The sequence below is a fragment of the Lentzea guizhouensis genome, from assembly GCF_001701025.1.
In the GTDB taxonomy this organism is placed as follows: Bacteria; Actinomycetota; Actinomycetes; order Mycobacteriales; family Pseudonocardiaceae; genus Lentzea; species Lentzea guizhouensis.
Map to the genome: position 1 here is coordinate 1,672,154 of NZ_CP016793.1, position 25,184 is coordinate 1,697,337.

The 25,184-nt window shown below is 67.8% G+C and carries 24 protein-coding genes and 2 pseudogenes; 11 read left to right on the top strand and 15 right to left on the bottom strand.

Annotation, left to right across the window (positions count from 1 at the left end; translation table 11 throughout):
- The first annotated feature begins 71 nt into the window (after positions 1–71).
- A complete protein-coding gene (locus tag BBK82_RS08460; RefSeq protein WP_065914500.1) occupies positions 72–611 on the top strand; it encodes a PPA1309 family protein in 540 nt (179 codons plus the stop codon).
- A 180-nt stretch (positions 612–791) separates the two neighbouring features.
- On the opposite strand, the gene BBK82_RS08465 is transcribed toward BBK82_RS08460, so the two are convergent.
- Entirely contained in the window at positions 792–1,871 is a 1,080-nt protein-coding gene (locus BBK82_RS08465; RefSeq protein WP_237048092.1) for a YlbL family protein, read from the bottom strand.
- 44 nt (positions 1,872–1,915) lie between these two features.
- On the opposite strand from BBK82_RS08465, the pseudogene BBK82_RS08470 reads away from it, so the two are divergent.
- A pseudogene (locus tag BBK82_RS08470) lies at positions 1,916–3,252 on the top strand (zinc-dependent metalloprotease).
- Between the two features lie 67 nt (positions 3,253–3,319).
- Here BBK82_RS08470 and BBK82_RS08475 read toward each other — a convergent pair.
- Entirely contained in the window at positions 3,320–3,847 is a 528-nt protein-coding gene (locus BBK82_RS08475; protein ID WP_065914501.1) for a M48 metallopeptidase family protein, read from the bottom strand.
- Positions 3,848–4,042: 195 nt separating this feature from the next.
- Here BBK82_RS08475 and BBK82_RS51510 point away from each other — a divergent pair, with 195 nt between their 5' ends.
- The 4 genes from BBK82_RS51510 to BBK82_RS08490 all read left to right on the top strand — a co-directional run bounded on the left by BBK82_RS51510 (position 4,043) and on the right by BBK82_RS08490 (position 7,252).
- On the top strand, positions 4,043–4,198 hold the full coding sequence (locus tag BBK82_RS51510) for a DUF5679 domain-containing protein (RefSeq protein ID WP_167979751.1): 156 nt from the start codon (positions 4,043–4,045) through the stop codon (positions 4,196–4,198).
- Between the two features lie 63 nt (positions 4,199–4,261).
- Positions 4,262–5,044, top strand: coding sequence for a TOMM precursor leader peptide-binding protein (locus BBK82_RS08480; RefSeq protein WP_237048093.1), 783 nt, complete (start codon positions 4,262–4,264; stop codon positions 5,042–5,044).
- Positions 5,041–6,354 carry an ABC1 kinase family protein gene (locus BBK82_RS08485; RefSeq protein WP_065914503.1) on the top strand — a complete coding sequence of 438 codons (1,314 nt, stop codon included), beginning with the start codon at positions 5,041–5,043 and terminating at the stop codon, positions 6,352–6,354. Before BBK82_RS08480 ends, BBK82_RS08485 begins: the two co-directional genes overlap by 4 nt.
- A gap of 328 nt (positions 6,355–6,682) precedes the next feature.
- Entirely contained in the window at positions 6,683–7,252 is a 570-nt protein-coding gene (locus tag BBK82_RS08490) for a hypothetical protein (protein ID WP_065914504.1), read from the top strand.
- Positions 7,253–8,353: 1,101 nt separating this feature from the next.
- Here the strand turns inward: BBK82_RS08490 and BBK82_RS08495 are convergent.
- The 4 genes from BBK82_RS08495 to BBK82_RS08510 form a co-directional block, all read right to left on the bottom strand.
- Positions 8,354–9,175: a class I SAM-dependent methyltransferase gene (locus BBK82_RS08495; protein ID WP_179953761.1), complete on the bottom strand. Its 822-nt coding sequence runs from the start codon at positions 9,173–9,175 to the stop codon at positions 8,354–8,356.
- Positions 9,176–9,513: 338 nt separating this feature from the next.
- Complete coding sequence (locus BBK82_RS08500) at positions 9,514–9,840, bottom strand: WhiB family transcriptional regulator (RefSeq protein ID WP_065914506.1); 327 nt, start codon at positions 9,838–9,840, stop codon at positions 9,514–9,516.
- A gap of 98 nt (positions 9,841–9,938) precedes the next feature.
- Positions 9,939–10,199: a hypothetical protein gene (locus tag BBK82_RS08505; RefSeq protein WP_154697191.1), complete on the bottom strand. Its 261-nt coding sequence runs from the start codon at positions 10,197–10,199 to the stop codon at positions 9,939–9,941.
- 152 nt (positions 10,200–10,351) lie between these two features.
- The gene (locus tag BBK82_RS08510) at positions 10,352–12,427 is read right to left on the bottom strand and encodes an ATP-dependent DNA helicase UvrD2 (protein WP_065914508.1); all 2,076 of its coding nucleotides are present in this window, start codon (positions 12,425–12,427) and stop codon (positions 10,352–10,354) included.
- Between the two features lie 62 nt (positions 12,428–12,489).
- Between BBK82_RS08510 and BBK82_RS08515 the strand changes: the two genes are divergently transcribed.
- Positions 12,490–13,218 carry a DUF4191 domain-containing protein gene (locus tag BBK82_RS08515; RefSeq protein ID WP_065914509.1) on the top strand — a complete coding sequence of 243 codons (729 nt, stop codon included), beginning with the start codon at positions 12,490–12,492 and terminating at the stop codon, positions 13,216–13,218.
- 100 nt (positions 13,219–13,318) lie between these two features.
- Here the strand turns inward: BBK82_RS08515 and BBK82_RS08520 are convergent, their stop codons facing one another.
- Positions 13,319–13,792 carry an RDD family protein gene (locus BBK82_RS08520; RefSeq protein ID WP_065914510.1) on the bottom strand — a complete coding sequence of 158 codons (474 nt, stop codon included), beginning with the start codon at positions 13,790–13,792 and terminating at the stop codon, positions 13,319–13,321.
- Between the two features lie 169 nt (positions 13,793–13,961).
- Between BBK82_RS08520 and glnA the strand changes: the two genes are divergently transcribed.
- Complete coding sequence (glnA, locus tag BBK82_RS08525) at positions 13,962–15,386, top strand: type I glutamate--ammonia ligase (RefSeq protein WP_065914511.1); 1,425 nt, start codon at positions 13,962–13,964, stop codon at positions 15,384–15,386.
- Between the two features lie 162 nt (positions 15,387–15,548).
- On the top strand, positions 15,549–16,085 hold the full coding sequence (locus BBK82_RS50020; RefSeq protein ID WP_154697192.1) for a hypothetical protein: 537 nt from the start codon (positions 15,549–15,551) through the stop codon (positions 16,083–16,085).
- Here BBK82_RS50020 and BBK82_RS56675 read toward each other — a convergent pair.
- The 5 genes and pseudogenes from BBK82_RS56675 to BBK82_RS08545 all read right to left on the bottom strand — a co-directional run bounded on the left by BBK82_RS56675 (position 16,049) and on the right by BBK82_RS08545 (position 19,459).
- Positions 16,049–16,369, bottom strand: a complete 321-nt coding sequence (locus BBK82_RS56675) for a tyrosine-type recombinase/integrase (RefSeq protein WP_170067887.1) — start codon at positions 16,367–16,369, stop codon at positions 16,049–16,051. The two genes, BBK82_RS50020 and BBK82_RS56675, sit on opposite strands and share 37 nt — an antisense overlap.
- Positions 16,272–17,258, bottom strand: coding sequence for a tyrosine-type recombinase/integrase (locus BBK82_RS51515; RefSeq protein ID WP_170067832.1), 987 nt, complete (start codon positions 17,256–17,258; stop codon positions 16,272–16,274). The genes BBK82_RS56675 and BBK82_RS51515 overlap by 98 nt, the downstream gene beginning before the upstream one ends.
- A gap of 35 nt (positions 17,259–17,293) precedes the next feature.
- Positions 17,294–17,521 carry a helix-turn-helix domain-containing protein gene (locus tag BBK82_RS47345; protein WP_335618060.1) on the bottom strand — a complete coding sequence of 76 codons (228 nt, stop codon included), beginning with the start codon at positions 17,519–17,521 and terminating at the stop codon, positions 17,294–17,296.
- Positions 17,490–19,080, bottom strand: a pseudogene (locus tag BBK82_RS48765) (replication initiator). Before BBK82_RS48765 ends, BBK82_RS47345 begins: the two are co-directional and overlap by 32 nt.
- A 31-nt stretch (positions 19,081–19,111) precedes the next feature.
- Positions 19,112–19,459, bottom strand: coding sequence for a hypothetical protein (locus tag BBK82_RS08545; protein WP_065914514.1), 348 nt, complete (start codon positions 19,457–19,459; stop codon positions 19,112–19,114).
- Positions 19,460–20,855: 1,396 nt separating this feature from the next.
- Here BBK82_RS08545 and BBK82_RS08550 point away from each other — a divergent pair.
- Both BBK82_RS08550 and BBK82_RS08555 read left to right on the top strand, forming a co-directional pair.
- Complete coding sequence (locus BBK82_RS08550) at positions 20,856–21,335, top strand: type II toxin-antitoxin system HicB family antitoxin (RefSeq protein ID WP_237048094.1); 480 nt, start codon at positions 20,856–20,858, stop codon at positions 21,333–21,335.
- Positions 21,332–21,757 carry a cytotoxic translational repressor of toxin-antitoxin stability system gene (locus tag BBK82_RS08555; protein ID WP_065914515.1) on the top strand — a complete coding sequence of 142 codons (426 nt, stop codon included), beginning with the start codon at positions 21,332–21,334 and terminating at the stop codon, positions 21,755–21,757. Before BBK82_RS08550 ends, BBK82_RS08555 begins: the two co-directional genes overlap by 4 nt.
- Positions 21,758–21,831: 74 nt before the next feature.
- Here BBK82_RS08555 and BBK82_RS08560 read toward each other — a convergent pair whose 3' ends face one another.
- The 3 genes from BBK82_RS08560 to BBK82_RS08570 form a co-directional block, all read right to left on the bottom strand.
- On the bottom strand, positions 21,832–22,119 hold the full coding sequence (locus BBK82_RS08560) for a hypothetical protein (protein WP_065914516.1): 288 nt from the start codon (positions 22,117–22,119) through the stop codon (positions 21,832–21,834).
- A gap of 87 nt (positions 22,120–22,206) precedes the next feature.
- On the bottom strand, positions 22,207–24,159 hold the full coding sequence (locus tag BBK82_RS08565) for a hypothetical protein (protein WP_065914517.1): 1,953 nt from the start codon (positions 24,157–24,159) through the stop codon (positions 22,207–22,209).
- Positions 24,156–25,034, bottom strand: coding sequence for a 5'-methylthioadenosine/S-adenosylhomocysteine nucleosidase family protein (locus BBK82_RS08570; RefSeq protein WP_065914518.1), 879 nt, complete (start codon positions 25,032–25,034; stop codon positions 24,156–24,158). The genes BBK82_RS08565 and BBK82_RS08570 overlap by 4 nt, the downstream gene beginning before the upstream one ends.
- Positions 25,035–25,184: the final 150 nt, after the last annotated feature.

Here is a 25,184-nt window from a genome sequence, read left to right on the forward strand (position 1 = left end):
AAATCGATACGTACGTTTAGTCCAACTCTACGGACGACGCCCTGGGTTCCCGTGAAGTGCGCCGTCTTACGATGACACGCGTGTCAGCGAGTGAAACGCCAGCGGTCGTCCTCCCGACGGTCGCCCGCGAGGTAGAAGAGTTCGTAGCGGCCGGCGGCTGGGAACAGCCCCCGCAGCTCTTCGCCCTCGTGGCGACCTCCGACCTGATCGCCCAGCAGCCAGAGCTCCGCGCCCAGCTAGACCCGGAGTCGAGCCCGCTGACGCCGATCGCCCAGGACGCCCTCAACGGCGACCTGGCCGACGCGCTGGCGGGCATCGAATGGCCCCCTGCCGTCACCGGCTGCGCCCTGGCCCAGGAGATCGTCGTCCTGCCGCCGGAAGCCGAGACCGAGCTGCACCACGGCGAGCTCGACGACGAGGAGGCCCGCAGGTTCGCCGCGGAACACCCGTCCCGCCGCGAGGCACGCCTGGTCGCCGCCGTGCTCAGGGACGGCTCGGTGTCCTGCGTGCTGCGCCTGCGGGGCACGGTCGAGACCCCCGAGGAGTTCGTCGAACACCCCGAGCTCGCCCCGAACCTCACCGACGCCCTGCTCGCCACGCTGCGGCCCTAGTCGTCGTCACGCCTCCAGGCTGACACAGCCCCGGCACCTGAACGCGCCGGGGCTGTGTTCCTGCTGTTCGCCTTCGGCTGAAGTCCGCCGGATGGCCGTGCGGCCGGCGCCCGCCGCGAACGGAACGGGGCCTCCCGCACCTCACGGCGCGGAAGACCCCGCTGAAACCGTCGCACCACCTCAGCAGCTCGGCGTCGGCTGCCCCTTGTTGAACGCCTCCAGGGATGACACCGCGTCCTTCAGGTAGTCGACCTTGATCAGCGTCAGCCCCTCCGGCGCCTGCTGCTTCGCGTCCGTGCAGTTCGCCGCGGGCACCAGGAACGCGTTCGCCCCGGCCTCCTTCGCCGCCACCATCTTGAACGCGATGCCGCCGATCGGCTTCACCGCGCCGTCGCCCTGGATCTCGCCGGTGCCCGCGATGGCCTTGCCGCCGTTGAGCTCGCCCGGCGTCAGCTTGTCCACGATCGCCAGCGCGAAGATCAGGCCGGCCGACGGGCCGCCGACGTCCGACAGGCTGATCTTGATCTTGAACGGCACGTCGGCGCGGTCGACGGGCGAGATGCCGATGAAGCCGGAGGTGCGCTCGTCCGGGCGCTTGCCCAGGGTGAGCTGGGTCGACTTCGAGGTGCCGTCCTGCTCGAAGGCCACCTCGATGCGGTCACCCGGCTTGGTGTTCTCGAGCGCGCCGCTGACGTCGGCCGCGCTCTGCACCTGCTTGCCGTTGACCGAGATGATGCGGGCGCCGAGCGGGATGACGTTCTCCGCGGGGCTGCCCTTGGTGACCTGGTTCGCGATCACCTTGCCCGGATAGCCGAGGTAGTTCAGCGCGGCGACCTCGGCGGAGGTCTGCGACTCGCTGAACGCCTGCTCGTTGTCGCGCTGGACGTCCTCCTCGGTCTGGCCCGGCTTGATGAAGTCCTCCTTCGGGGCCAGCGCGTAGCGGCCGGACAGCCACAGCCCCAGCGCGCCGAACAGCGACAGGTCGTTGGTGAGCGAGACCGTCGTCATCCGCAGGGCGCCCTGGGTCGGGAAGGTGTTCTGGCCGTCGATGGACACGACGTCGGTGTCCTTGACCTTGCCGAGCACGTCGTAGGTGGGGCCGGGGCCCAGCGCGACGTACGGAACCTGGGCGAAACCGCCGGCTGTTCCGAGGATCGCCACGACCAGGAAGCTGACGATCAGCGTCCACGTCCGGCGGGTCAGTCCGCGCTCCCTCGGCGGGGGCGCGGGAGCGGGTGCGGTCGTGACGGTTTCACTCACGGCTGAACAGCGTACGACCATGTCTATCCGCGTACGGTAGAGGCATGAGTGACGTGCCGTTCGGGTTCGGCCCGCAAAACCCCGACGACAAGGGCGGGAAGCCGGGGGACAACCCGTTCGACTTCAGCCAGCTGGGCAACATGCTGAGCCAGCTGGGCGCGATGCTGAGCAACGCGGGGTCGTCGAGCGGGCCGGTGAACTACGACCTCGCGAAGCAGATCGCGTTCCAGCAGCTGTCGTCCACGCAGACCACGATCGGGTTCGCCCCCGACCAGTCGAGCGCGGTCACCGACGCCGTGCACCTGGCCGAGATGTGGCTCGACCCCGTCACCTCGCTGCCCGCCGGCACCCGCACCACGCAGGCGTGGACCGCCCGCGACTGGATCGAGCGCACCATCCCGACCTGGCAGCGGCTGTGCGACCCGGTCGCGCAGCGCATGTCCGGCGCGTGGGTCGAGGCGATGCCGGCCGAGGCCAAGCAGGCCGCCGGCCCGTTGCTCTCCATGCTCGGGCAGATGGGCGGCATGGCCTTCGGGTCTCAACTCGGCAACGCTTTGGCGCAGCTCGGCGCCGAGGTCCTCACCTCGACCGACGTCGGCCTGCCGCTCGGGCCCGAAGGCACGGCCGCGCTGCTCCCGGCGAACATCGAGAAGTTCACCGAGGGCCTGGAGCGGCCCGCCTCCGAGGTGATGGTGTTCCTCGCCGCCCGCGAGGCCGCTCACCAGCGCCTCTTCACCCACGTGCCGTGGTTGCGGCAGCGGCTGCTCGACACGGTCGAGGAGTTCGCCAAGGGCATCAAGGTCGACACGTCCGCGCTGGAGCAGCTCGCGGGCCAGATCGACCCGTCGAACCCGGCCTCCATCGAGGAGGCCATGGGCTCCGGCCTGCTCGAACCGCAGACGACGCCGGAGCAGAAGGCCGCGCTGACCCGGCTGGAAACCCTCCTCGCTCTCGTCGAAGGCTGGGTCGACGTCGTGGTCGACGCCGCCGTGGGCGACCGGCTGCCCGGTGCGCCCGCTCTGCGCGAGACGCTGCGCCGCCGCCGGGCCTCGGGTGGCCGGCCGAGCAGACGTTCGCGACGCTCGTCGGCCTGGAGCTGCGGCCGCGGCGCCTGCGGGCCGCCTCCGCGCTGTGGAAGCTCGTCGGCGACCAGCACGGCGTCGAGGTCCGCGACAGCGTGTGGGAGCACGCCGAGCTGATCCCGTCCGCCGAGGACCTGGACGACCCGCTGGAGTTCGCCGAGCGGCTCGCCAACACCCGCAAGGCGCTGGAGGACCCGATCGCCGAGCTCGAGCGCACCATGCGCCAGGAGGACGGCGACGAGGCCCAGGACGGGCCCGCGGCCAAGCCGGAGGACGGCGACAAGCCGCAGAACGGCTGAGTCCCCCCGTACGTGCGAAAGCGCCCGGCGAGCACACCGCGCCGGGCGCTTTCGCGTTGGTCGAAGATCAGTCTTCCGTCAACCCCAGCCCGGCCGCTGCTGAGATGCCTTCCAGATAACCCATGGCCCGCTCGGACTTCGGGTAGCGGTGCACCCACTCCCAGAAGTCCTTGCCGTGCCCTGGCACCAGCAGGTGCGCGAGCTCGTGCACCAGCACGTAGTCGAGCACCCACGGCGGCACGTCGCGCAACCGCTCGGACACCCTGATCGTGCCCTCTGACGGCGTGCACGACGCCCACCTCGTGCGCATGGGCGGCACCCAGCGCACGCTCACCGGATCGGCGAGCGCGTCCAGGTAGCGCGCCGACAGCTCGGCACACCGCGCCATCAGCGCCTCGTCGGACGTCCGCGCAGGAGATCTCCTGCGCGTCTCACTGCGCTGGAGGCGGCTCAACATCTCCGCCACCCAGTGCTTCTCTTCCCCCTTGGTCATCCGTGCCGGCAGAAGGACGACAACGGTGTCGCCCTCCCGGTACGCGCTGACCATGCGGCGGCGCCGAGGGCTCCGCCGCACCTCCACCCGCGGTTCGGCCATGCAGTCACCGTAATCGGCGGCACCGACAATTTTCCGCCCCCAACCGGCCGCAGGCTCGCACCCGGCGGGTGAAGTTCCACCGAACGGCGGCTGGACACGCGCGAGATCGACATGCGCGGGATCGGCGGCCCGCAGAGGTACCGTCGCGCCAAGGTCCCCGAGTGTGTCCGCACTCACAACTGCAAGGGAGGGGCTGTGGCCGAGACCTACAACGGCTACTGCGTCAAGTGCCGCGAGAAGCGCGACTTCGAAGGCAAGGTCGAGGAGACGAACGGCCGGCGCATGGCGAAGGGCACCTGCCCCGTCTGCGGTACGAAGATGACGCGGATCCTCGGCAAGGCCAAGGTCTGACGTTTCCGCTGGCAGGGGGCCACGCCCCCTGCCAGTCTTTCCCTTGTGGACACACGCCCCAGAGTGCGCAGCGGACTGCCGGTGGTGCGGCGCGGCCCCGGCGTCGTGCAGGTCGGGACCGACCCCAGGCACGCCGTGGTGATCGACGAGCTGCCCGACGCGCTGGTCGACGAGCTCCTCGTCCTCGACGGCCGGCACACGCTCACCGAACTGGGTGAAAGACTGCGCGACCGCGGCGAGGACCCGAGCCAGCTGACCGCCGTGCTGGAGTCACTCGAACAGGTGGGCCTGCTTGAGTCGCCTTCCGTGACGAAAGGCGCGACGGTCGCCGTCTTCGGCTCCAGCCACCTCGCGCTCACGATGACCTCGCTGCTGGCCGAGTCCGGCATCCGGCTCGCCCACCACGCCGACCTCGTGGTGCTGGCCGGCAGCCTCGTTCCCGACCCCAGCGTCGTCGACGGGCTGATGGCCGCCCGCACACCCCATCTGGCCGTGCGCGTGCGTGAGGGTGTGGGCATCGTCGGCCCCCTCGTGCTCCCCGGCCGCACCAGCTGCCTGAACTGCGCCGACCTGCACCGCACCGACCACGACCCGGCGTGGCCCGGCATCGCCGCGCAGCTCGTCGGCAGGCCCGCCTCGACGGACGTGCTGTTCGCGTCCGGCACCGCCGCGCTCGCCGTGGCCCAGGTGCTGGAGTCGGTGCGCCACGTCCGCGGCGACGGGCAGGACCGCCCGCCAGTGCTCAACGCCACTGTCGAGCTCGACCTGGTCAGGGGCATTGCTGAGAGACGAAGCTGGTATCCGCACCCTGACTGTCAGTGCAACGCACATAACATGGCCGAGTGACCGAGATTCCGCGCAAGGCCGTGCAGCGCACCGCCAAGCTGGCGAGCCTCCCGCTCGGGGTGGCGGGCCGGGTGGTCGGCGGCTGGGGGAAGCGACTGACCGGACGCGCGGCCGAAGAGGTCAATGCCGAGGTGACCGCCAAGACCGCCGAGCAGGTGTTCGCCGTGCTGGGCCAGCTCAAGGGCGGCGCCATGAAGTTCGGCCAGGCTCTCAGCGTGTTCGAGGCGGCCGTGCCCGACGAGCTCGCGGCCCCGTACCGCGAGGCGTTGACCAAGCTGCAGACCGCGGCCCCGCCGATGCCCGCCCGCACCACCCACCGCGTGCTCGCCGAACAGCTCGGCGCCTCGTGGGCCAAGCGCTTCCAGTCGTTCGACGACACGCCCGCCGCCTCCGCCTCGATCGGCCAGGTGCACCGCGCGGTCTGGCACGACGGCCGCGACGTCGCCGTGAAGGTTCAGTACCCCGGCGCCGACGAGGCCCTGCGCGCCGACCTCAAGCAGCTGCTGCGCTTCTCCCGGCTGCTGCAGGCGATCATGCCGGGCACCGACGTGCGCCCGCTGCTGGAGGAGCTGCGCGACCGGTACCTGGAGGAGCTCGACTACCGCGACGAGGCCGCCAACCAGCGCGCCTTCGCCAAGGCCTTCGAGAACGACCCGCACGTCGTCGTCCCCCGCGTCGTCGCCTCGTCGCCCAAGGTCATGGTGACCGAGTGGACCTCGGGCGTGGGCCTTGCGAAGATCATCCGCGAGGGCTCCGCCGAAGACCGCGACCTGGCCGGCCAACTGCTCTCCGAGTTCCACTTCTCGGCCCCGTCGCGCTCCGGCCTGCTGCACGCCGACCCGCACCCCGGCAACTTCATGCTCGGCTCCGACGGCCGCCTGCGCGTGATCGACTTCGGCGCCGTCGCCCGCCTCCCCGACGGCCTGCCGAAAACCCTCGGCCGGATGACCCGCCTCGCCCTGGACGGCCGCTCCGCGGACCTCGTGGACCTGCTGCGCAACGAGAACTTCATCCGCGAGGGCATGTCCCTGGACGGCGACGACGTGCTCGGCTACCTGGCCCCGTTCGTCGAGCCGCTGCGCACCGAGTCGTTCCACTTCACCCGCCGCTGGCTGCAGTCGCAGGCCGAGCGCGTGGGTGACCTGCGCAGCCCGGACTCGCAGACGGGTCGGTCGCTGAACCTGCCGCCGCAGTACCTGCTGATCCACCGGGTGACGCTGGGGGCCACGGGGATTCTTTGCCAGCTCGACGCGCATGTGACTGCGCGGGAGATCGTGGCGCGGTGGCAGCCGGGGTTTGAGGAGCCGTAAGCCGCCTGCTCCTGCTTTCGCAGCTTCGGCGCTTGGTCCAGCTCTGGTTCCTGGTCCATGCGCTTGGTTTGGCATGCGCGCTTGGCCCTGCTTCGCACTCGATTTCGCGCCGGCGCGCTCGATCCGGCGTTGGTGTCGCGTTGCTCTGCCGGGTTTAGCGCCTCACGCTCGCACCGGGTCTCAGCGCCTTGCATCCCGGCGGGTTCTGGTCTTCCAATCCTCGCCTGGTTTCCCACCCCGCCACTCCGTCGAGTGAACCCACCCGAAGTTGTCCACAGGTTGGCTCTACGCCCCCTCAGCCCCCACTCCGCTCCCCCAAAATATCCCCATGACCATCACCACCACCACTGACCTGCGCAAATCCGGCTTCTCATCCCGAGAAATCCTCCGCCGCTGCCTTCCCACGGGCCCTTGGCAACTCCTCCTCCCCGGCGTGGTCCTCCAAAAGCCGTCCCCCGCCACCCGCCTGGACCGCCTCCACGCCGCCCTCTCCTTCGCCGGCACGTCCGCCGTGATCACCGCCGCCGACGCCCTCTCCCAACAGGGCGCCCCCATCCCCCTCCCCCGGCACATCCACGTCCTGGCAGCCCAAAACACCCGCCGCACCCACCCCGGCCTCCTCCTCGAACGCACCGCCCGCCCACCAACCGTCATCCCCCACAACGGCCTCCGCCTCGCCTCCCCACCCAGAGCCACCCTCGACCTGGCCCGCCGCGAAACCAACGCCCGCACCGTCATCGCCGCCGTCGAGGCCGTCCTCTCCGCGGCCCTGTGCACCCCAGCCGACCTGCACGCCGAACTGCAACTGGCCCCTCGCCGCGGAACAGCCCTGATCAGACAGGTCTTACAACACCTGTACCCGCTCCCCTCGCCCCCGCCCGCGCACCCTCACGCCTGACCGGCCCCGACGGTCGCCCCACCTCGCCCGTGCAACCACCGCGGCGGCCCTTGCCCCAACTTCGCCAGCCTCAGGCCGCACCTGACCGTCCACTCTTTCGAGTGACCTCTGTCCTGATCCCAGGTCCTCACCGTCTCTCTTCTCGCGGTGACGTCCCGATCCACTCACTCGCTCGTCCGCAATATGGAAACGCGCGGGGGCGGCCACACCCAGACGAACGGAGGCAGCCACTTCAGACGCACGACTGCCACCCCGACTCTGACTGTCGACTTCAGCCGAAGGCGGCCACGCGAACCCGCCGAGCTCACGCCAAGCCATCCACACCCGCACCAGAAAGAAGCAGCAACGATGACCTGACAAACCCATACGAACCCGCCACGACAAAGCGACGGCCACCCAAGCCGTGCGAGGTGCCAGTCACGCGAGCCAACCGAGCAGGGGCAGCCGTGCTCCCCGAACCAACGGAGCAGCCAGCTCCCGCCCCAACCGGACATCCGGCCCTTGCTCAGCCGAGTCCTTCAGGCTCACCCGACCGGGCAGCCAACTTACCCCGGCCGGAATCGCCAGGTTCCGAACTGACACCGGAACAGCCAGGTTCCGAACCGGCCACGAGCGGCCGCGCGACCAGCCAGCCCAAGCCAGCTCGCCCCGCCTCAGGCCAGCCGGACTCAGCCCGCCCGCCTCAGCCCGCTCAATTCCGGCCGCCTCAGCAACCCAAGCCCAAGCCGCCCAACTCAGGCCGGCCCAGCTAACCCAGCCCAAGCCGCTCCAGCCCAAGCGAGCCCGCCCGCCAAGCGAGCCCGCCCGCAAGCCAGCCCGCCCGCCAAGCCAGCCCGCCCGACACCAGCACCCCGTCCACCACTCCACCCGCGACACCACACAGCCGACCACCCGAACCACCGACCACCCGCCGCGAGCTCCCCCAGCCCCCACTTCACCGCCAGTACTCGTCCGGCAACTTCCCCTCAATGTCCCGCACGTGCGCCTTCGCGCACACCTGACAAAGCCACCGGACACCCCCACCGACCCGCTCCGACGACCAAGCCAAGAACTCCAGGTCAGAAACAGACCCCCGCGACCGCCCGCACCTGTGGCACGCCGTCATCGCCGCCGTCCCAGGTGGACGGTGTCCGTCTCCAGCAGGAACACGTCCTCCCGGGCACCCACGTACTCGGAGTCCGACGGGTTGAGCAGCCGGCGCAGCGCCTCGCGGTCCGCGGCGTGCAGGTGTGGGCCGGTGATCTCGGCCAGCCAGGTCAGGCGGTCGACGGCCCAGTCGCGGACCAGGTGCTTGGCCGGGGCCGGGTGGTCGACCACGAAGCTGAACGCGCTGATCTCGCCCAGGCCCGCGTCGGCGAGGGCGACGTTCCAGCCGACGGGGAGGCGGACGGAGCCCTGCATGTTCTCGCGCATCGAGACGAACCACTCGGCGCGGGCCGCGGCCAGGCGGTCCGCCAGGCCAGGTGCGCCGACGCCCAGGTCCCAGGGGAGGAAGCGGGTTTCGAGGCCTCCCTCGGCCAGGGCCAGCCAGCCGCCGGGGGCCAGGGCGGAGACCAGGCGGCGCACGCCTCGCAGCTGGTCGGGGAGGTGGTGGATGACGCGGGAGCCCCAGATGAGCTCGACCGGGCCGGCGAAGGAGAGCGGGTCTTCCGCTGCGAGGTCGGCGAGGACCGGTTTCACCGAGACGATGCCTTCGCCCTCGGTGCGGGCTGCGGCGCAGGCGGCGTCGAGGAGTTCCGGGGTTGCGTCGACCAGGACCAGGACGCCGCCGCCGTGGTCGCGGAGGGCGGCTACCAGGGGGACGGACATGTTGCCGGCGCCGCAGCCGACGTCCATCACAACGGGTGAGTCCGGGAGTGGGGCGACGAGTCTGCGGGCCACCGCGGACAGCGCTTCGGCTTGCAAGGCGCCGTAGCGCCTCATGGCCGAGAGGCGGGAGGACCAGTCGATTCCGTCGTGAGTGTGGTGCGGCACAAAGGAAGACGGTACGGAGGAACGGCCGAGGCCGCCATCCACCTTCTCGTGGATGACGGCCTCAGCTCGAGACTGTCAGAGGTCGAAGCGAGCCGCTCTGCGTCCCGCCCATCGCGACAACCTGCGCCAACGTTGCGCTGACGCGAGGCGGTTCGCCAGGCGTTGCTCCTCTGCGTACCTCTGGGCTTCTTGTATTCGTATCCGCACGAGTTCTTCTTGCAGAGACATGGGGTGCAGTCCTTCGTTCATGTACGCGGGCATTGCGTCGAGATTGATCACCGAGGTGTTCACGCCGCCGCCTCCGTCTTGCTCGAAGGAGCCACCGTCGCCGCCGCGTCCTTGCGCGGGCGGCCACGCGGCCGCTTGCGGGCGATGACGACGCCGCGCTCGAAGATCTCGCCACCCCAGACACCCCACGGCTCGTGCCGCGCGAGGGCTCCCGCGAGGCACTCGGCGAGCACCGGGCAGGTTCCGCAGAAGGACTTGGCCTTCTCCAGCTCCGCCGGGGCGTCCGCGAACCAGAGGTCGGGGTTGTGGGTGCGGCAGGGCAGGTCAAGCCCCTCCGCGAGGTCCGGAAGTGTCTCGCCGGTGAGCGGGACAGTCGCGGTCAACATCAGGGTTTTCTCCTTGTGTGGGGTACTGCAAAAACACGAAAGCCGCGGACTCTGTGCGAGTCCGCGGCTTTCGTGAGCCTGGTGGTCCTTCGACCCCTCTATGGGGTCGGCAGGAGCCTTCTCACTTGATGCGCGGACAGCGCATTCGTGTAGTTGTGGACGGCATCGATCACCGGCAGCGCGAAGATCGGCTGCTCGCTGCGCAGGACGGTGCCGCGCAGTCCGGTGACCCGCTCGCGGGCCTGCGGTGCGACTGGCTTCAGGGCAGAGTCCTGCCACATGGCCAAGGCGGTGGCAGACGCGCAGAGGCCCTCGGACACGGGGAGGCCGAGCGCGCGCGAAGTCAGGTTGAGCTTCACAACGGCCACCTCCTCCATAGAGAGCTCTGCTGCTGAGAGCTAGAGCGTGTAGTAGTAGTTCTTCTTCCCCAGACGGGTCCTCCGGACCCGGCATGAGCAGGTTATGACCCCGTACCTGGGGCGTGCAACCTATTTAACGAAACTTGTCCCGATCAGGTGGCGGAGTACCCGACACCGGCTCGGACCAGGCCCAACACGTCGTCGCCGAACTTATCAAGCTTCGAAGCGCCGATGCCCGAGATCGACACGAGTCCGGCCGAATCCGTGGGTCGTTGCTCCGCGATCGCCATGAGTGTCGCGTCGGTGAACACGACGTAAGCGGGCACCTTCAGCTCACGCGCCCGGCCGGCCCGCCAGCGGCGCAGCTCCTCCAGCAGCTCCTCGTCCACATCGGACGGACACGAGCGGCATCGGCCCAGCTTGATGGCCTGGGCCTCGTTCAACGTCGCGGCGCACAGCCGGCACGTCGGCTTTTCCTTCTTCATCAACGGCGGCCGCGGCGCAGCACCGCCGCCGGGCACACGCGCCGCGGGGTGGTTCTCGGGCACGAGGCCGTAGAGGAAGCGGGAGCGGCGTCGGTACTTGCGGCCGCCCGCCGCGCGCGACAACGCCCACGACAGCCAGAGGTGCTCACGCGCGCGCGTCACGCCTACGTACAGAAGGCGGCGTTCTTCTTCGACCTTCGCCTCGTCGCCGTCGGCGTACTGGATCGGCATGGTGCCTTCGACCAGCCCGACGAGGAACACGGCGTCCCACTCCAGGCCCTTCGACGCGTGCAGCGACGCCAGCGTCACGCCCTCGACCGTCGGCGGGTGCTGTGCCTCGGCGCGCATGTCGAGCTCGACGCAGAACCGCGGCAGGTCGGCGTCCGGCACCGCGGCGGCCAGCTCCTCGGCGAGCTCCACGAGGGCGAGCAGCGACTCCCAGCGTTCGCGTGCGGAGCCACCGGTGGGTGGCTCGTCGGTGAGCCCGACCTTCTGCAGCACCGAGCGCACGACCTCGGGCAGCGAACCGGACACCCCGCCCGCCGAGCGCAGCGAGATCATCGCCTGGCGCACCTCGGCCCGTTCGAAGAACCGTTCACCGCCGCGCACCAGGTACGGGATGCCGTGCGAGGCGAGCGCCTGCTCGTACACCTCGGACTGCGCGTTGACGCGGTAGAGGATCGCGATCCCGGAGGCGGCGACGCCCTCGTCGAGCAGCGTCTTGATGCGCCGCGCGACCGAGTCGGCCTCGGTCGGCTCGTCGTCGAACTCGTGGAACCGCGGCGCCTGGCCCTCGGGACGCTGCCCGATCAGGTTCAGCCGCGACCCGGCGGGACGTCCGCGCGCCCACTTGATGACTTCGTTGGCCAGTCCCACGACCTGCGGGGTGGACCGGTAGTCGCGCTCCAGCCGCACCACCACGGCCTCGGGGAACCGGCGGGGGAAGTTGAGCAGCGGCTGCGGCGAAGCGCCCGCGAAGGAGTAGATGGTCTGGTTCGCGTCGCCGACCACGGTCAGGTCGTCGCGGCCGCCGAGCCACGCGTCGAGCACGCGTTGCTGCAGCGGCGTCACGTCCTGGTACTCGTCGACGACGAAGCAGCGGTAGCGGTCGCGGAACTCCTGCGCGACCTCCGCGTTGTCCTCCAGGGCGGCCGCGGTGTGCAGCAGCAGGTCGTCGAAGTCGAGGAGCATCGCCTCGTTCTTGAGCTCCTCGTAGGTCCGGTAGAGCTTCATGACCTGCTCGGCGGGCGCCGGGATGTCGCGCGCGGCGCGGGCGGCGGCGAGCGGGTAGTCCTCCGGCGTCAGCAGCGAGGCCTTGGCCCACTCGATCTCGCTGGTGAGGTCGCGCAGCGCGTCGGCCTCGGTCGGCAGCCCCAGCCTGGCGGCGGCGCGGGCGACGACGCGGATCTTCTGGTCGACGAGCTCCCAGCGCGGCCCGCCGACGACCCGCGGCCAGAAGTAGCGCAGCTGGCGGGAGGCGGCGGCGTGGAACGTCACGGCCTGCGCGCCGTGCACGTCGAGCGAGCGCAAACGCGTGCGCATCTCCCCCGCGGCGCGCTTGGTGAACGTCACGGCGAGGACCTGCGACGGGGCGACGTGGCCGCGTTGGCACAGATAGGCGATGCGGTGGGTGATGGTGCGCGTTTTGCCGGTGCCGGCGCCCGCGAGCACGCACACGGGGCCGCGCGGCGCTTCTACTGCGGCGCGCTGTTCCGGATCGAGACCCTCCAGCAACGCGTCCATGCCCGGCAGTCTCGCAGATGGCCGATGCGAGGCTGAGACCAGCGCGCCGTATCCTGACAGGTATGGCTGGAAAGCAGGACAAAGCGGCTGCCAAGGAAGCGGCGAAGGCTCGTCGCGCGGCGTCACGCGAGCGGCGCAAGCAGATCTTCGAGGCGTTCAAGATGCAACGCCGCGAGGACAAGGCCCTCATCCCGTTGATGCTGGCGGCACTGCTCGGCGTCACCGCGGTCGCCGTGGTCCTGGGCATCGTCTTCGACGCGGTCTGGATGTTCGTGCCGCTGGGCGTCGCGATCGGCGCGCTGCTGGCCGTGATCATCTTCGGCCGCCGGGTGCAGAGCAACGTCTTCCGCAAGGCCGACGGCCAGCCCGGCGCCGCTGCGTGGGCGCTGGAGAACCTGCGCGGCCGCTGGCGGGTCACCCCCGCGGTCGCCGGCACGACCCAGCTCGACGCCGTGCACCGCGTGATCGGCCGGCCGGGCGTGGTCCTGGTCGCCGAGGGCGCGCCGCACCGGGTGAAGCCGCTCCTCGCGCAGGAGAAGAAGCGCATCGCCCGCGTGGTCGGCGAGACCCCGATCTACGACTTCATCATCGGCACCGAGGACAACCAGGTGCCGCTCAAGAAGCTGCAGTCGGTGCTGATGAAGCTGCCGCGGAACATCACGACGGCCCAGGTCGAGACGCTCGACGCGCGTCTGGCCGCGCTGGCCAGCCGCGGTGCCGCACTGCCCAAGGGCCCGATGCCGCAGGGCGCGAAGATGCGCAACGTCCAGCGCACGCTGCGCCGCCGCTGAGCTGAGCGCACAGCTCCTCACCACTCTTCCAGCACGCGAAAGGCCCGCCGCACGGGTTGCGGCGGGCCTTTCCGCTGTTCAGAGGTACTTCGGCGGCGGGCTATCTGACCTTGATGACGACCGTGCCGGCGGCTTTGTCGTGCAGGCAGCGGCCGTCGGAGTCCCAGACCAGCGCCGGGATCAGCGGGAAGATGAGGACCGTCCGCAGCAGCGCGCGGGGCAGGTGCACGAACGTCTTGCCGTCGATCCGCGCCACCCGCAGGCCGAACAGGGCGTGCCCCGGCGTGAACCCGAAGAACGCCACCGCGACCACGGTGATGACGAACCAGGCCAGCAGGCTCCAGTTCCGCGGCAGCTCAGGCCGCGTGAACAGGGCCGCGACGCCCGCGGAGAGGAGGAAGTCGACGAGGATGGCGAACGTGCGCCGTCCCATCGAGGCGATGGAGCCCGGCCCCTTCTCCGGGAAGCCGTGGCGCTCCCCACGCCAGCGCTGCTGCTTGCCGTCGTTCGAGTCCGCGCCCGGTTCGAGTACCGAGCGGGGTCCTGACAGCCACGAACCGGTCCACCTGCTCACCCCACCAGAGTAAGGCCGTGCTCAACGGGTGAGGACCGGCAGGTCGCCTTGCCCGGTTCGGCGGCCCCGTTAACACTGGCGAAACATCCGAGTGACGGACGGGCAACACCGCCGACATACGGTCGCTCGCGATGGCCAGCCGTATTCCATAGCCAAGGAGTCGACGAGGGTGTTCAAGAATTCCGACGAGGTGCTGAAGTTCATCACCGACGAGGGTGTCAAGTTCGTCGACGTGCGGTTCAGCGACCTGCCCGGCGTGATGCAGCACTTCACGCTGCCGGCCAAGGCGTTCGACGCCGACGCGATCGAAGAGGGTCTTGCCTTCGACGGCTCCTCCGTGCGTGGCTTCCAGTCGATCCACGAGTCGGACATGCTGCTGCTGCCCGACCTGTACACGGCGCGCCTGGACCCGTTCCGCATCGAGAAGACGCTGATCGTCAACTTCTTCGTGCACGACCCGTTCACGCGTGAGGCGTACAGCCGCGACCCGCGCAACATCGCGCGCAAGGCCGAGCAGTACATCACCGACTCGGGCATCGCGGACACCGCGTACTTCGGCGCCGAGGCCGAGTTCTACATCTTCGACTCGGTGCAGTTCGACACCACCGCGAACGCCAGCTTCCACAAGATCGACGCGGTCTCCGGCTGGTGGAACACCGGCCGTGAGGAAGAGGGCGGCAACCTCGGCTACAAGGTCAAGTACAAGGGCGGCTACTTCCCGGTCACCCCGAACGACCACTACGCCGACCTGCGCGACCAGATGGTCCTCAACATGGAGGCCCAGGGCTTCACCGTCGAGCGCGCCCACCACGAGGTCGGCACCGGCGGCCAGGCCGAGATCAACTACAAGTTCAACACGCTGCTGCACGCCGCGGACGACCTGATGCTGTTCAAGTACATCATCAAGAACACCGCCTGGCAGGCCGGCAAGTCCGTCACCTTCATGCCGAAGCCGCTGTTCGGCGACAACGGCTCGGGCATGCACACGCACCAGTCGCTGTGGAAGGACGGCGCGCCGCTGTTCCACGACGAGAGCGGCTACGCGGGCCTGTCCGACACCGCCCGCCACTACATCGGCGGCATCCTGCACCACGCGCCGTCACTGCTGGCCTTCACCAACCCGACGGTGAACAGCTACCACCGCCTGGTCCCCGGCTACGAGGCCCCGGTGTCGCTGGTCTACTCCCAGCGCAACCGCTCGGCGTGCGTCCGCATCCCGATCACGGGCAACAACCCGAAGGCCAAGCGCATCGAGTTCCGCTGCCCCGACTCCTCGGGCAACCCCTACCTCGCCTTCTCGGCGATGGTCATGGCGGGCCTCGACGGCGTGAAGAACAAGATCGAGCCGCCGGCCCCGATCGACAAGGACCTCTACGAGCTCCCGCCCGAGGAGGCCCGCGACGTCAAGCAGGTCCCGGCCACCCTCGACGCGGTGCTGGACAACCTGGAGGCCGACCACGAGTTCCTGCTCGAGGGCGGCGTGTTCACGCCGGACGTGATCGACACCTGGATCTCGTACAAGCGTGAAGAGGAGATCAACCCGCTGCGTCTGCGCCCGAACCCCTACGAGTTCGCGCTGTACTACGACGTGTGATCGGCGCGGGGCTTTGACCGGCTGTTTCTCCGGTTGAAGCCCCAGCCAGGCCGTCTCCAGGCCGTCCAGCGTGGAGAGGCCGCTTGATCGACCTAAGGCCGCGGGCCGGGTGACTGTCTCAGTCGCCCGGCCCTCAGTCGTTTGATCTTCTAGTGTTCCGCCATGACCAACCCCTGGGTTCCAGTAATCACAGGTGGCGCGGCGATCTTTGCAGCTCTCATCGCACTGATCGGAGTCCACTACGGCCGGTGGCTTCAGATGCATCAAGAGCGTGAACTCCGCGACGATCTTTGGAAGCGGGAGGACAGGCTCCGCTTCAACCCCGAGAACCGTGTCCTGTACGCGGAGTTCCTTGGCGAGATCAACCGCTGGCTGAGAGAGATCCAACAAGTCACTTACTTCGCACGGGATGACCAGGACACTGTGCGTAGATGGATGTATCACCGTAAAAATAATGACCGCATGAAGCTCGCCTTGATACAGGATCAGGTCCACTTGGTTTCCCAAAAGGTATGGGAGGCAAGCCACGATCTCATGCTTAAACTCGGCAGTGTTACTGTCGATGCATACAACGGCCATTATCCACCGCAAGAAGCAGAGTGGCTGTCCGGCGGCTTCCACACGCGCGATTTGATCAGAGCCATGCGAGATGATCTCGGCATTCAACATGAAGATCCACCACCAGCCGCAGCCGAATGACTAAAGATCTTGCCTACTGCCGACCGCGTTCTCTCATAGTTAGATGGCATCAGATGCGTGTAAACACGGAGCATGAACGCCGGGTCTGCGTGTCCTTGGTACTCCGCCAACGCTCGAATGCTGATCCCCTGGACCAATAGCATCGATGCGAAGAAGTGTCGCAACACATGAAAACCTTCTGCAAGATCAGGGGCGAACACGCCAGCCTCCCTGAGCGCAGGTTTCCAGACGTGGTGGTTGAACGAGTGCCGATAGGTCTGCTTCGACTCTCGCGTATAAATCAAGCGGCATCGTGACGAGCTTGCCGTCCGGAGTGCACCGCGGCAGCGTGACCGGAAGTGGCTCGAACTTCTGAACGTGCGCGTCAATCGACTCCCTCAGACTGCTAGCCAGAGGAACATCCCGAGTCTTCCCGTGCTTCGGTGGAGCAAAGATCATCTTGCCGCGCACAATCTTGATCTGACGCATGATGTGGATGACGCCCTCCGACTCATCCACGTCGTCCGGCGAGAACCCGAACACCTCTCCCTGCCGCAAGCCGGCACCTGCGCCGAGGTCTACGCCAACGCGGTATCGCTCCCCGATCGAAGCCCGAACCGCCTGCACCCGCTCAGGCACCCAAGGCACGATCTTCGGATACTCGCCGCGCGGCCACCTGACCGACTTGGCGTTGCACGGGTTCTTGCGGGTGCACTCGTCATCCACCGCAGCTGTCAAGATTGCTGAAACGTTGGCGAAGATCGTCCGACGGTAGGTCTCCGCGAGCCCCTTCTTCTGAAGCTTCCGATCCCACGCCTGGATCGTGGACGGCAGGATCACGCGCAGCTCGTCGTCCCCGAAGTACGGGAAGACGTGAAGCTTGAGCCGAAACTCAACCTGCTCACGCGTCGACTTATCGAACGTCTGCACGTCGAGCCAGTGTTCCTCCGCGTACTTCCTGAACGCGATCTTCCCCGCGTCGGGGTCGAGATACGTCCCCTTGTTCTTGTCGTTCTCCATCTCGTGGAGGAAGGCCTCCGCCGCGTTCTTCTGGCGGTCCGGGAACGACTTCGTCCGCTCCCCACCACCCGGCAACGGGATGCACACCTTGTAGCGCAATCCCTTGCCGTGCAACGGAGTCTTCTCCCGCACGCCGTCCTTTACGGTCCACCAGCGGTCTTGGATGTGGCCCATGACAGTCTTCTCCCCTTGTTCGAATTCGGGTGCTGTCAGGCCTCTTCAGCGCTGTTGAACCACTCGCGCATCTTGGCCGGGTCCCAACGAAGGTGTTTGCCAACCCGCCGCGCAGGCGGGCCATAGTTCTTGGTCCGCCACCCACGAATCGTGTGCACGGGCACCCCGAGGAAGGCCGAGAGGTCTTCACTGTCCATAGCGGTTCGACGTTCGACATGAGATCCCCCCAGATCAGGCCGCTTGTACCGAAGTTGCTGAAACATATGGCGCGGGGAGGCAGTACGGCCAGGACGGCTTGCGCCTGGTCGTACTCCGCCTTCCACTTGAGCCGTTGGGCAACCATCTGCATGAGCAGTTCAGCGCGGCCGGGGACGTGCGGGTCACCCGCTTGAACCGGCGACCACATCAGCCGCGTCCGGTCGGTCTCCTGTTTCGCCATGCCTGCCGCCGCAAGGGCTTCCCTGACGAAGGCCGCCCGATCCGCCTTGTGTTCGGCGAGGGTCTTCCCCGACCACCGCCGCGACACGAGCACACGCCGGCCTGGCAAGCCGAGCGTCTCCCGGCGGTGTGCCCTAGACCGGCAGCGCCCCGGAGCCATCCGAGAACGCGCGCCCTTGGGCTGCACGCCATAGGCCAGCCAGACCGCGCACCGGTCCGAACATGGCGTGACGGCCAGCTCTGCTGCCAACCGGTCAGCGTGGTCGGAGACCCGAGAGGACGCGTCAGCGTGCACCACTTCGGAGATCGACTTGACCAGGTAATTGGTCGAGTAGCCGATGTGGCGGCCCGCTTCCTCGGTACCGCCCAGGATTCCCTTAGAGTGGGACCTGCGCGCCGAACTCAGCCACGTGTGCCGGTACATCGAGGGCGGCAACGGCATCAGCCCACGGCGTGAGTTGCACGCGCGTGTCCGGGTCCACGAACCCCATCAACTGCGAGTCCCACACGGGCGTCCGGTCGCCGCTGTACTTGACCTCATCGTGGTTGGGCCACTACACCTGGAGGTAGGTAGCCGCCGTGACTTCGCGGATGACCCGATGCGGGATGGAGCCACGCACCGCGAAGTGCGCGTGAGGCGTGATCCGCTTCTGAGGCTCGACCGTGCCGAAGTACTGAGCGTCGAACCCGACGACCCGTCGTAGGTTCTGCCACCACCGGTCGACCAGAGACGCGAAGTGCACCGCGGCCCGAGCAGCACGGCGGTAGTCGTACGTCGACGGATCAACCGGGGAGCCGTCCTCACGCACCTTGCCGTAGGTGTCGAGCGTGAGCGTGACGAAGGTGGACGGCCGGTACTTGCCCGCGAACTCCCTGCCTACCGTTCGCTTGTCGACCTTGCGCCGAGGCAGATTGGGCGCGTCCTGACGTCGGCGAGTGGACCGAATCGGAGCTGTTTTCGCAGGTAGATCGATCGATGGAAGGTTGCCGCGGACACCTCCCCGCGCAGATCGGCGTCCGCTTCCCGGATGGCTTCACGCAGGTCATCGACCTGATCCAACGCGCCTTCCGCCGCTGCCTTCCGGTACTCCGCCGTCAGGTCGGACCGGTAGGTGACCAACTCGACCTGGTCAGCCGAAGGCGCTTCCCGTTCGGCCACCGGCTCCTGTTCGAGGTGCCAGCCTTCACGGCACTGCGCCATGCGGAACTTGCGGTTGCGGTCCGCACAAGCCTGGCACTTGCTCGCCTGCGTGGAGTTGCACCGCACCGCGACGATGCGCACTTCTCCGGTATCGAGGTCGACCACCTCACGGACAACGGGCCGGATGCACACGCCATGGTGTTCAGCCGCCGCCTTCACCACATCCAGCGTGCAGTCTGCCATTTAAACAAAAGAGCAAACTCAGCCAGTCAGCTCACTTGTCGTTGACAACTTTCCTGAGCGCGCTGATCTCGGCCGCAACGGACTTTAGAGACTTGTTTATCTCCTTGAGGCGTGCAGATGGCTCGGTAGAGCTCGACAGCCACACACGCGCACGTACCGGGATCGTATCCAGGTCGAAGCTGTCCTCATATCGCTCGATCTTGTCGAACCCGAAGAACTTCTTCACAAACGGTCCGTCATAGGAGATCGTAACGCGTATCTCATCGGGCAAGTCCTCATGATTGCTCACGCCATCGCCCGTCAAATTTGGCGTGAAATAGATCGTCTCAAGCTCCGCCCCGGGAGCGAACACGCTTATCGGCTTGTCAAACTTCTTCACCAACGTCGCTTTGGCTCCAACTTTATCGTCGGAGATGATCTCGGGCGTGAACCTAACTTGAACATTTCGCGCCACTGTCTGCCCATAATTCTTGACAGACAACAGCAAGGTTCGCTCAGAGTACGGATGGATCCGAAACTCAGCTGCGAGAACCGGTCGACTTCGTTCCACTCGATCTTTGTCAGCCCTGTTAAGGGTCCTCTTACCATTGTACGCGGACCAGACAGCGGCCAGCGCAGCTACACACGCGGCACCTGCTGCGATGTACTGAGGTTCTACCACCTGCTACCTCACCTCTAGTCCGTGACGATCAGCGCGGATACTAAGTTCGCCATCAATCGCGAAGCACTACAGGGCCAGTTCGCATCACGCGGCCTATACAACCACGCGTGTTGCTGAATTTCGCTTTATAGGATCAAGACGCCGCCGGCGGCGCGCGGCGGACCGGTCGCCTTCCAGCGTGGCCCGCATCCATCCGGGCACGTCGGGCTCCCGCTTCGCTCCGCCCGCCGGCCACGGCGGCGCGGTCCCCGATGGCGGCGCAGAGCACGCCGCCGACAGCGGGTCATTGCAAAAACTACCTGGCCATCACACCAGCCGGAACGATCGCGCAGAGGTGGTCTTGGCCGAGCTGGGCACGGCGATCGACTGCCGCGACGGCTGCGCCGTCTTGCCAACGAGATCATGATTTAGAACGCCGGGTAGTACCCCTCAAAAGGCTTGCAGTGGTGCTGTTCGATTAGGTCGGCTTCGTAGTTGAGGCCTCGCGCACGAAGCTCCTTCACGAACACTGGCCACGGCGGCACGTTGCTCATGTAGTGCGGCGAGCCAGTCGACAGGCCTCCACCGGGTCCGGTGGCGAGACCACCACCTGGGCCGGTGGAAAGACCACCACCTGGCCCTGTCGAGAGGCCGCCACCAGGACCGGTGGACATGCCGCCGCCCGGTCCGGTGGAGAGACCACCGCCGGGCCCGGTGGACATACCGCCGCCCGGTCCGGTCGACATGCCGCCACCAGCGCCAGTCGAAGCGCCGCCGCCAGCCCCTGTTGAGAGACCGCCTCCGGAACCGGTCGAGAGGCCGCCTGCAGGACCAGTGGACTTGTTTCGAGGCCATGTGTTTCGCGTCATGTCGGGATGCTAGTTCGACGCACCGACAATTCCTGGACGTCACGACATACAGCCAAGATCAGGCCGTCTCCAGGCCGTCAGACGTAGATCAGCGTTGATCAATAACGACAACCGTCGAAAACAAACTCGCAGGTCAAACTAGGTGCACTAGCAGGAACCGCGGCTAGCCATCCACCGGCGACAAACCTACGACGTGTGATCGGCTGAGTTGGAACTGGAAGGCCCGGCGGGCCTTTCGGGTTCAGCAGTCAGCACACAGCAAGTACTTGACGTACTTGACGTACTTGCCACGGCGGTGGAGGCTGAAGGTGACCAACCGGGAGGCTGCCGTGTCCGCTGTTCACTTCGAGAGCTACACAGAGGCTCGAGCGCACTTGAAGGACCTCCTCAACGCAGCCGAAAGGGGGCAGGTCGCCACAGTGAGGCGCGACTCGGTCACCACAGCGGTTGTCAGCGTGGAACGACTGCGTCATTTCTTGGCCTCCCTCATCCCGTCGCGCGCGGAAGTCGTCCCTGAGTCCGGTGGCTGGTCGGTGTTCATCCCCGGTCTGCCCGTCGCGGCCGACGGCGCGTCCTTCGACGAAGCGATCACCGAGATGATCGACGCACTGCGCGAGTACGCGGAGGACTGGCAGGACCACCTCCTGGACGCGCCGAACCACCGGGACAACTGGGGCCTTGTTCAGCTGATCAGCTTGAGCGACGACGACCAGCTGCGTGACTGGCTGGTGGGTGCTGCCAAATGACCTGGCCTCAGCCGACCCGCAAGGACCACCAGTCGTTCTGCGTGAACGAAGAGTGGCTCCAAGTGCGTGGTGCGCGCGGACGAACGGGCACCCACCACGTCACCTACGAACTTCACCTCACCGATGGACGGGTGCTTCGCACGCGGGTTTCCCATCCGGTTGATCGCACGGACTACGGGCCTCGCATCTGGCGACACATCCTTCGCGACCAGCTCCAGGTTGACGAGCCAGTGTTCTGGGCGTGTGCGCAGGAGGGCATCAAGCCGGACCGGGGAACACCCGAAGCTCCGCGAGAGGCACTGCCCGCCGATCTCGTTCACCTCCTGATCACCCGCGTTGGCCTCGCGGAATCCGAGGTAGCCGAGATGACCAAGGAAAACGCGATAGCCAGACTCCAGCGTTTCTGGACCGAAGGAAGCTGAGCCCTGGGCGCGCCGCTGTTCCACGACGAAAGCGGCTACGCGGGCCTGTCCGGCGTGTGATCGGTGCTGTGAGCTCAGGGCCGGGCGACCTGATCGCCCGGCCCTTCGTCGTTCCCCGTGCTGAGCAACGTCACGGTGGACCCGCCGGTGCCGATGCGGACGTTGGCGACCAGCACGTCGGCCTCGCCTCCGGTGGGCAGCTTGATCCGTGCCTCGCCGGCGTCGAGGGTGTCGGCGGACGCGGCGGCGCCGGACAGCTGCCAGAAGCCGTCGGTCACGGTCTCGATCAGGTCCACCCGGTCGAGGTCGGCGGCGTTGCCGTCCGGGTAGACGAGCCGGGCCGGTCCTGAGTAGCTGAACATCGTTCCTCCCTGTTCGTCCCCGACGGGTACACGAGGAGGAACGGGGTGAGGTTCACCTCGGCTGGATGCCCATCCGAGCAGCGTCGGTCACGGGCTCCAGTTGCTCGCCCAGCGGCGTTTGCGTTCCTCGTCGCGCACGATCCAGTCGCGTCCCTCCGACGCCACCGCCTCCAGCACGCGAAGGGCGCTGTCGAACCCCGCGTCGCGGCTGGCCGGCAGGTCCGGGTCCTCGGCGCTGTCCTGTTCCACGTCCACGGCGTTCCTGCGGTTCTCCTTCACCTCGGCGATCTTCGTGCCGTTGACGAGCGTCAGCTCGAACACGCGGCTGCCGGGGCCGTCCTTCTCGTCGATGGAGGCGGAGGCGACCGCGTCGTACGGGAACATCTCGCGTTTGCCGTGGCGGATGCCGCCATTCTTGAACTCGAGCAACGACCGCACCGAACGCATGCCGTAGCGGGTGAGCAGGAAGATCTGCACGTTGTAGCGCTCGTAGCGGGGCGGGCCGTTGGTGACGCGGCTGCGCCGGGCGAAGTCGACTCGTTCGGTGAGCACGACGTGTGTCACCAGGTCTCGTTCGTTGAGGTCCGTCTGGCGCAGGGCCTCGTGCTTGAGGTGCAGCTTGTCCAACGCGAGCCAGCGGGCGATCTCGGCGTCGGAGGGGCGGTCGGCCAGGGTCTGCCGCCAGTTCTCGAACGCCGCGAGTTCCTCCTCGTAGAGGGCGTCGGCGCGGCCGTCGAGGAGCATCTGCACGCGTGGTCGGGAGCGCAGGCGAGCAGCACCCACGACGCCCAGGTAGGCGGCGGCGAGGAACAGCGCCTGCAGATGGCCGTCGCGCAGCAACAGGAAGAGGCCGACCGCTCCCAGGAGGACACCCAGCGCTCGGAGCACGAACGCGCTGCGCAATCCCGCTGGTGGCAACACGCGGTCGTACGACTCGCCAAGCACGAACTTGGCGTCGATCCGCTCGACGTGCCAGTCGACGAGCCAGGTCACCTCGCCGTGGCGCATGTTCTTGTCGGTGTACTGCGCGCGCAGGCGGCGTTTGAGGTGCTCGCGGTACCCGGCGGTGTAGTCGAGCCAGTCGACGGCCTTGCTGTGCAGGCGGAAGCGGTGGTCGACGAGGTTCACCGGCTTCTTCGTGGGCTCCTCGACATCCTCCTCGTACAGGACGGCGAACTCGTCCTTGGTGACCGCGGCGTCGAGGAAGTGGGTTTCAAGGATGAGCGTGCAATGGAACACCACCCAGGCACCCGCAACCCACAGCGCTAGTCCCAGCCCTGCGGGAGCGGACACGCCTCCGCCCACGACGGAAGGCAGAGCCAGCGCCGTGACCGCGAACCCGAGCAACACGTACCGCCATGCCAGCGCGTTCGAACGGAACGGCACCAGCCGGTAGGTGCTCGGCGGACGCGGGTCGGCCTCGAAGAACTTCCACGCCCGGTCCAGCCTGCCGCGGGCCATCCGTTCATCCGCCACCGTGCGTTTGCGTTGTGCCGAGATCCTCTCCTGCGCCGCCCCGCTGAGGATGAGGTCGAGGTGACGGTCGATCTCCAGCTGCCGCTCGCCGTCGAGCGCGCGGTAGGAGCTCAGCTCCTGCTGCACGGTGTCACCGTCGAAGGTCGCGTGCGCATGGCCGAGCAGTGCCAGCACGACTTCGAGCGCGGCCGTCCACCGGTCGGCCGGCAACGACGAGCACAATTTCTGCACGTTGTGGATCTCGTCGGTGAGGGCTGCGGTGATCTCGATGAACGAGCGCTCGCTGAGGATGGACAGGACGTAGAAGTAGGCACGTTCGGTGGTGATGTGGCCGCCGTTCACGAGGTCGCGGAACACCACCTCCGCCTTGCGCGGACTGCCGCCTTCCAGCAGTCGTGCCGCGACCTCGTGCTTCCACTCGGGCGGATCGTCCCAGCTGCACTGGTAGATCATCGTGCCGATCAGCACCGACTCCTGGAACTGCACACCGATCTGCTGACCGACCTGTGCGTCACCGGATGCCTGGTTCTGGTTGTCGACGCGCACCGAGCCCTCGGCGGTCATCCCCTTCCCCTGTTCCAGTTGACGGATCCGAAGTTGACGCCGATCTGCTGGTCCACGTGTGCGTTGTCCCGCGCGATGTTGCGGTTGTGGACGATCGGCGCCGCGGTCGACGTGCCTGAGTTGCCGGGCGCCTCCGGTTCGAGCGTGGCCGCCAGTGCCACGGCGAAGGCGGCGGCGTTGCGGGCGGCGATCGGCTGGTTGTCCTCGCGGTCGGTGGCGCGCTTGGTGCCGTCGGCGCGGTCGCTGATGCCGCGCACCACCGCGACCGGCAGCTGGTCGCTCAACGCTGCGGCGTGCGTGAAACCGGACCCTTCCATCTCCACTGCGATCGTGTCGTTGTAGGACTCGTCGATCCGGCGGGCGAGGTCCGAGGTGGTGGAGTCCAGCACGACGTCGCCGACCGCGATCGGACCGAACGCCACCTTCGGCTCCTGGTCCCGTGCCTCGGCAGGCAGGAACGCGTGCCAGGCGTTGTTCCTCGGCAGGCGGCGCGCCGCCTGTTCGAGCCGGTGGGAGATGTCCCAGGCCCGCGGCCGCACCCGGAAGCCGTCGTCCTGGCTGCGGCCGCCCTGGTAGGAGTAGACCTTCGTCGCCACGACGACGTCGCCGATGGCGAGCTTGCGGCTGCGGCCGCCCGCCACCCCGACGAACATCATCGCCGTGGGCGAGAACTCGGCCTTCGCGCGTTCGGTGAGCACCGCGGCGGTCGTGGTGCCCGGCCCGGTGACACCCACGGCGATGCGGTGCCCGGGGTGGCCGGCCAGGGTGCCGACGTCGAACACCGTGCCCGAGGCGTGCCGGCGTTCTTCGACGTCGACCAGGTGCGCCAGCACGGCGTCCTGCTCGACGTTGAGCGCGGTCAGGATGACGATCATGGTTCCCCCAGCACGAGCCGGTCGCGGTGGTTCGCGAGGTGACTCCACCAGTGGTGGATTGAAGGTGCGGCGCCGCGACCGACGCTAGCCACGCACCGGCATTTACGTCAACCTGACGTAAACGGGCTTCACACGAATGGCCCTGCTGGC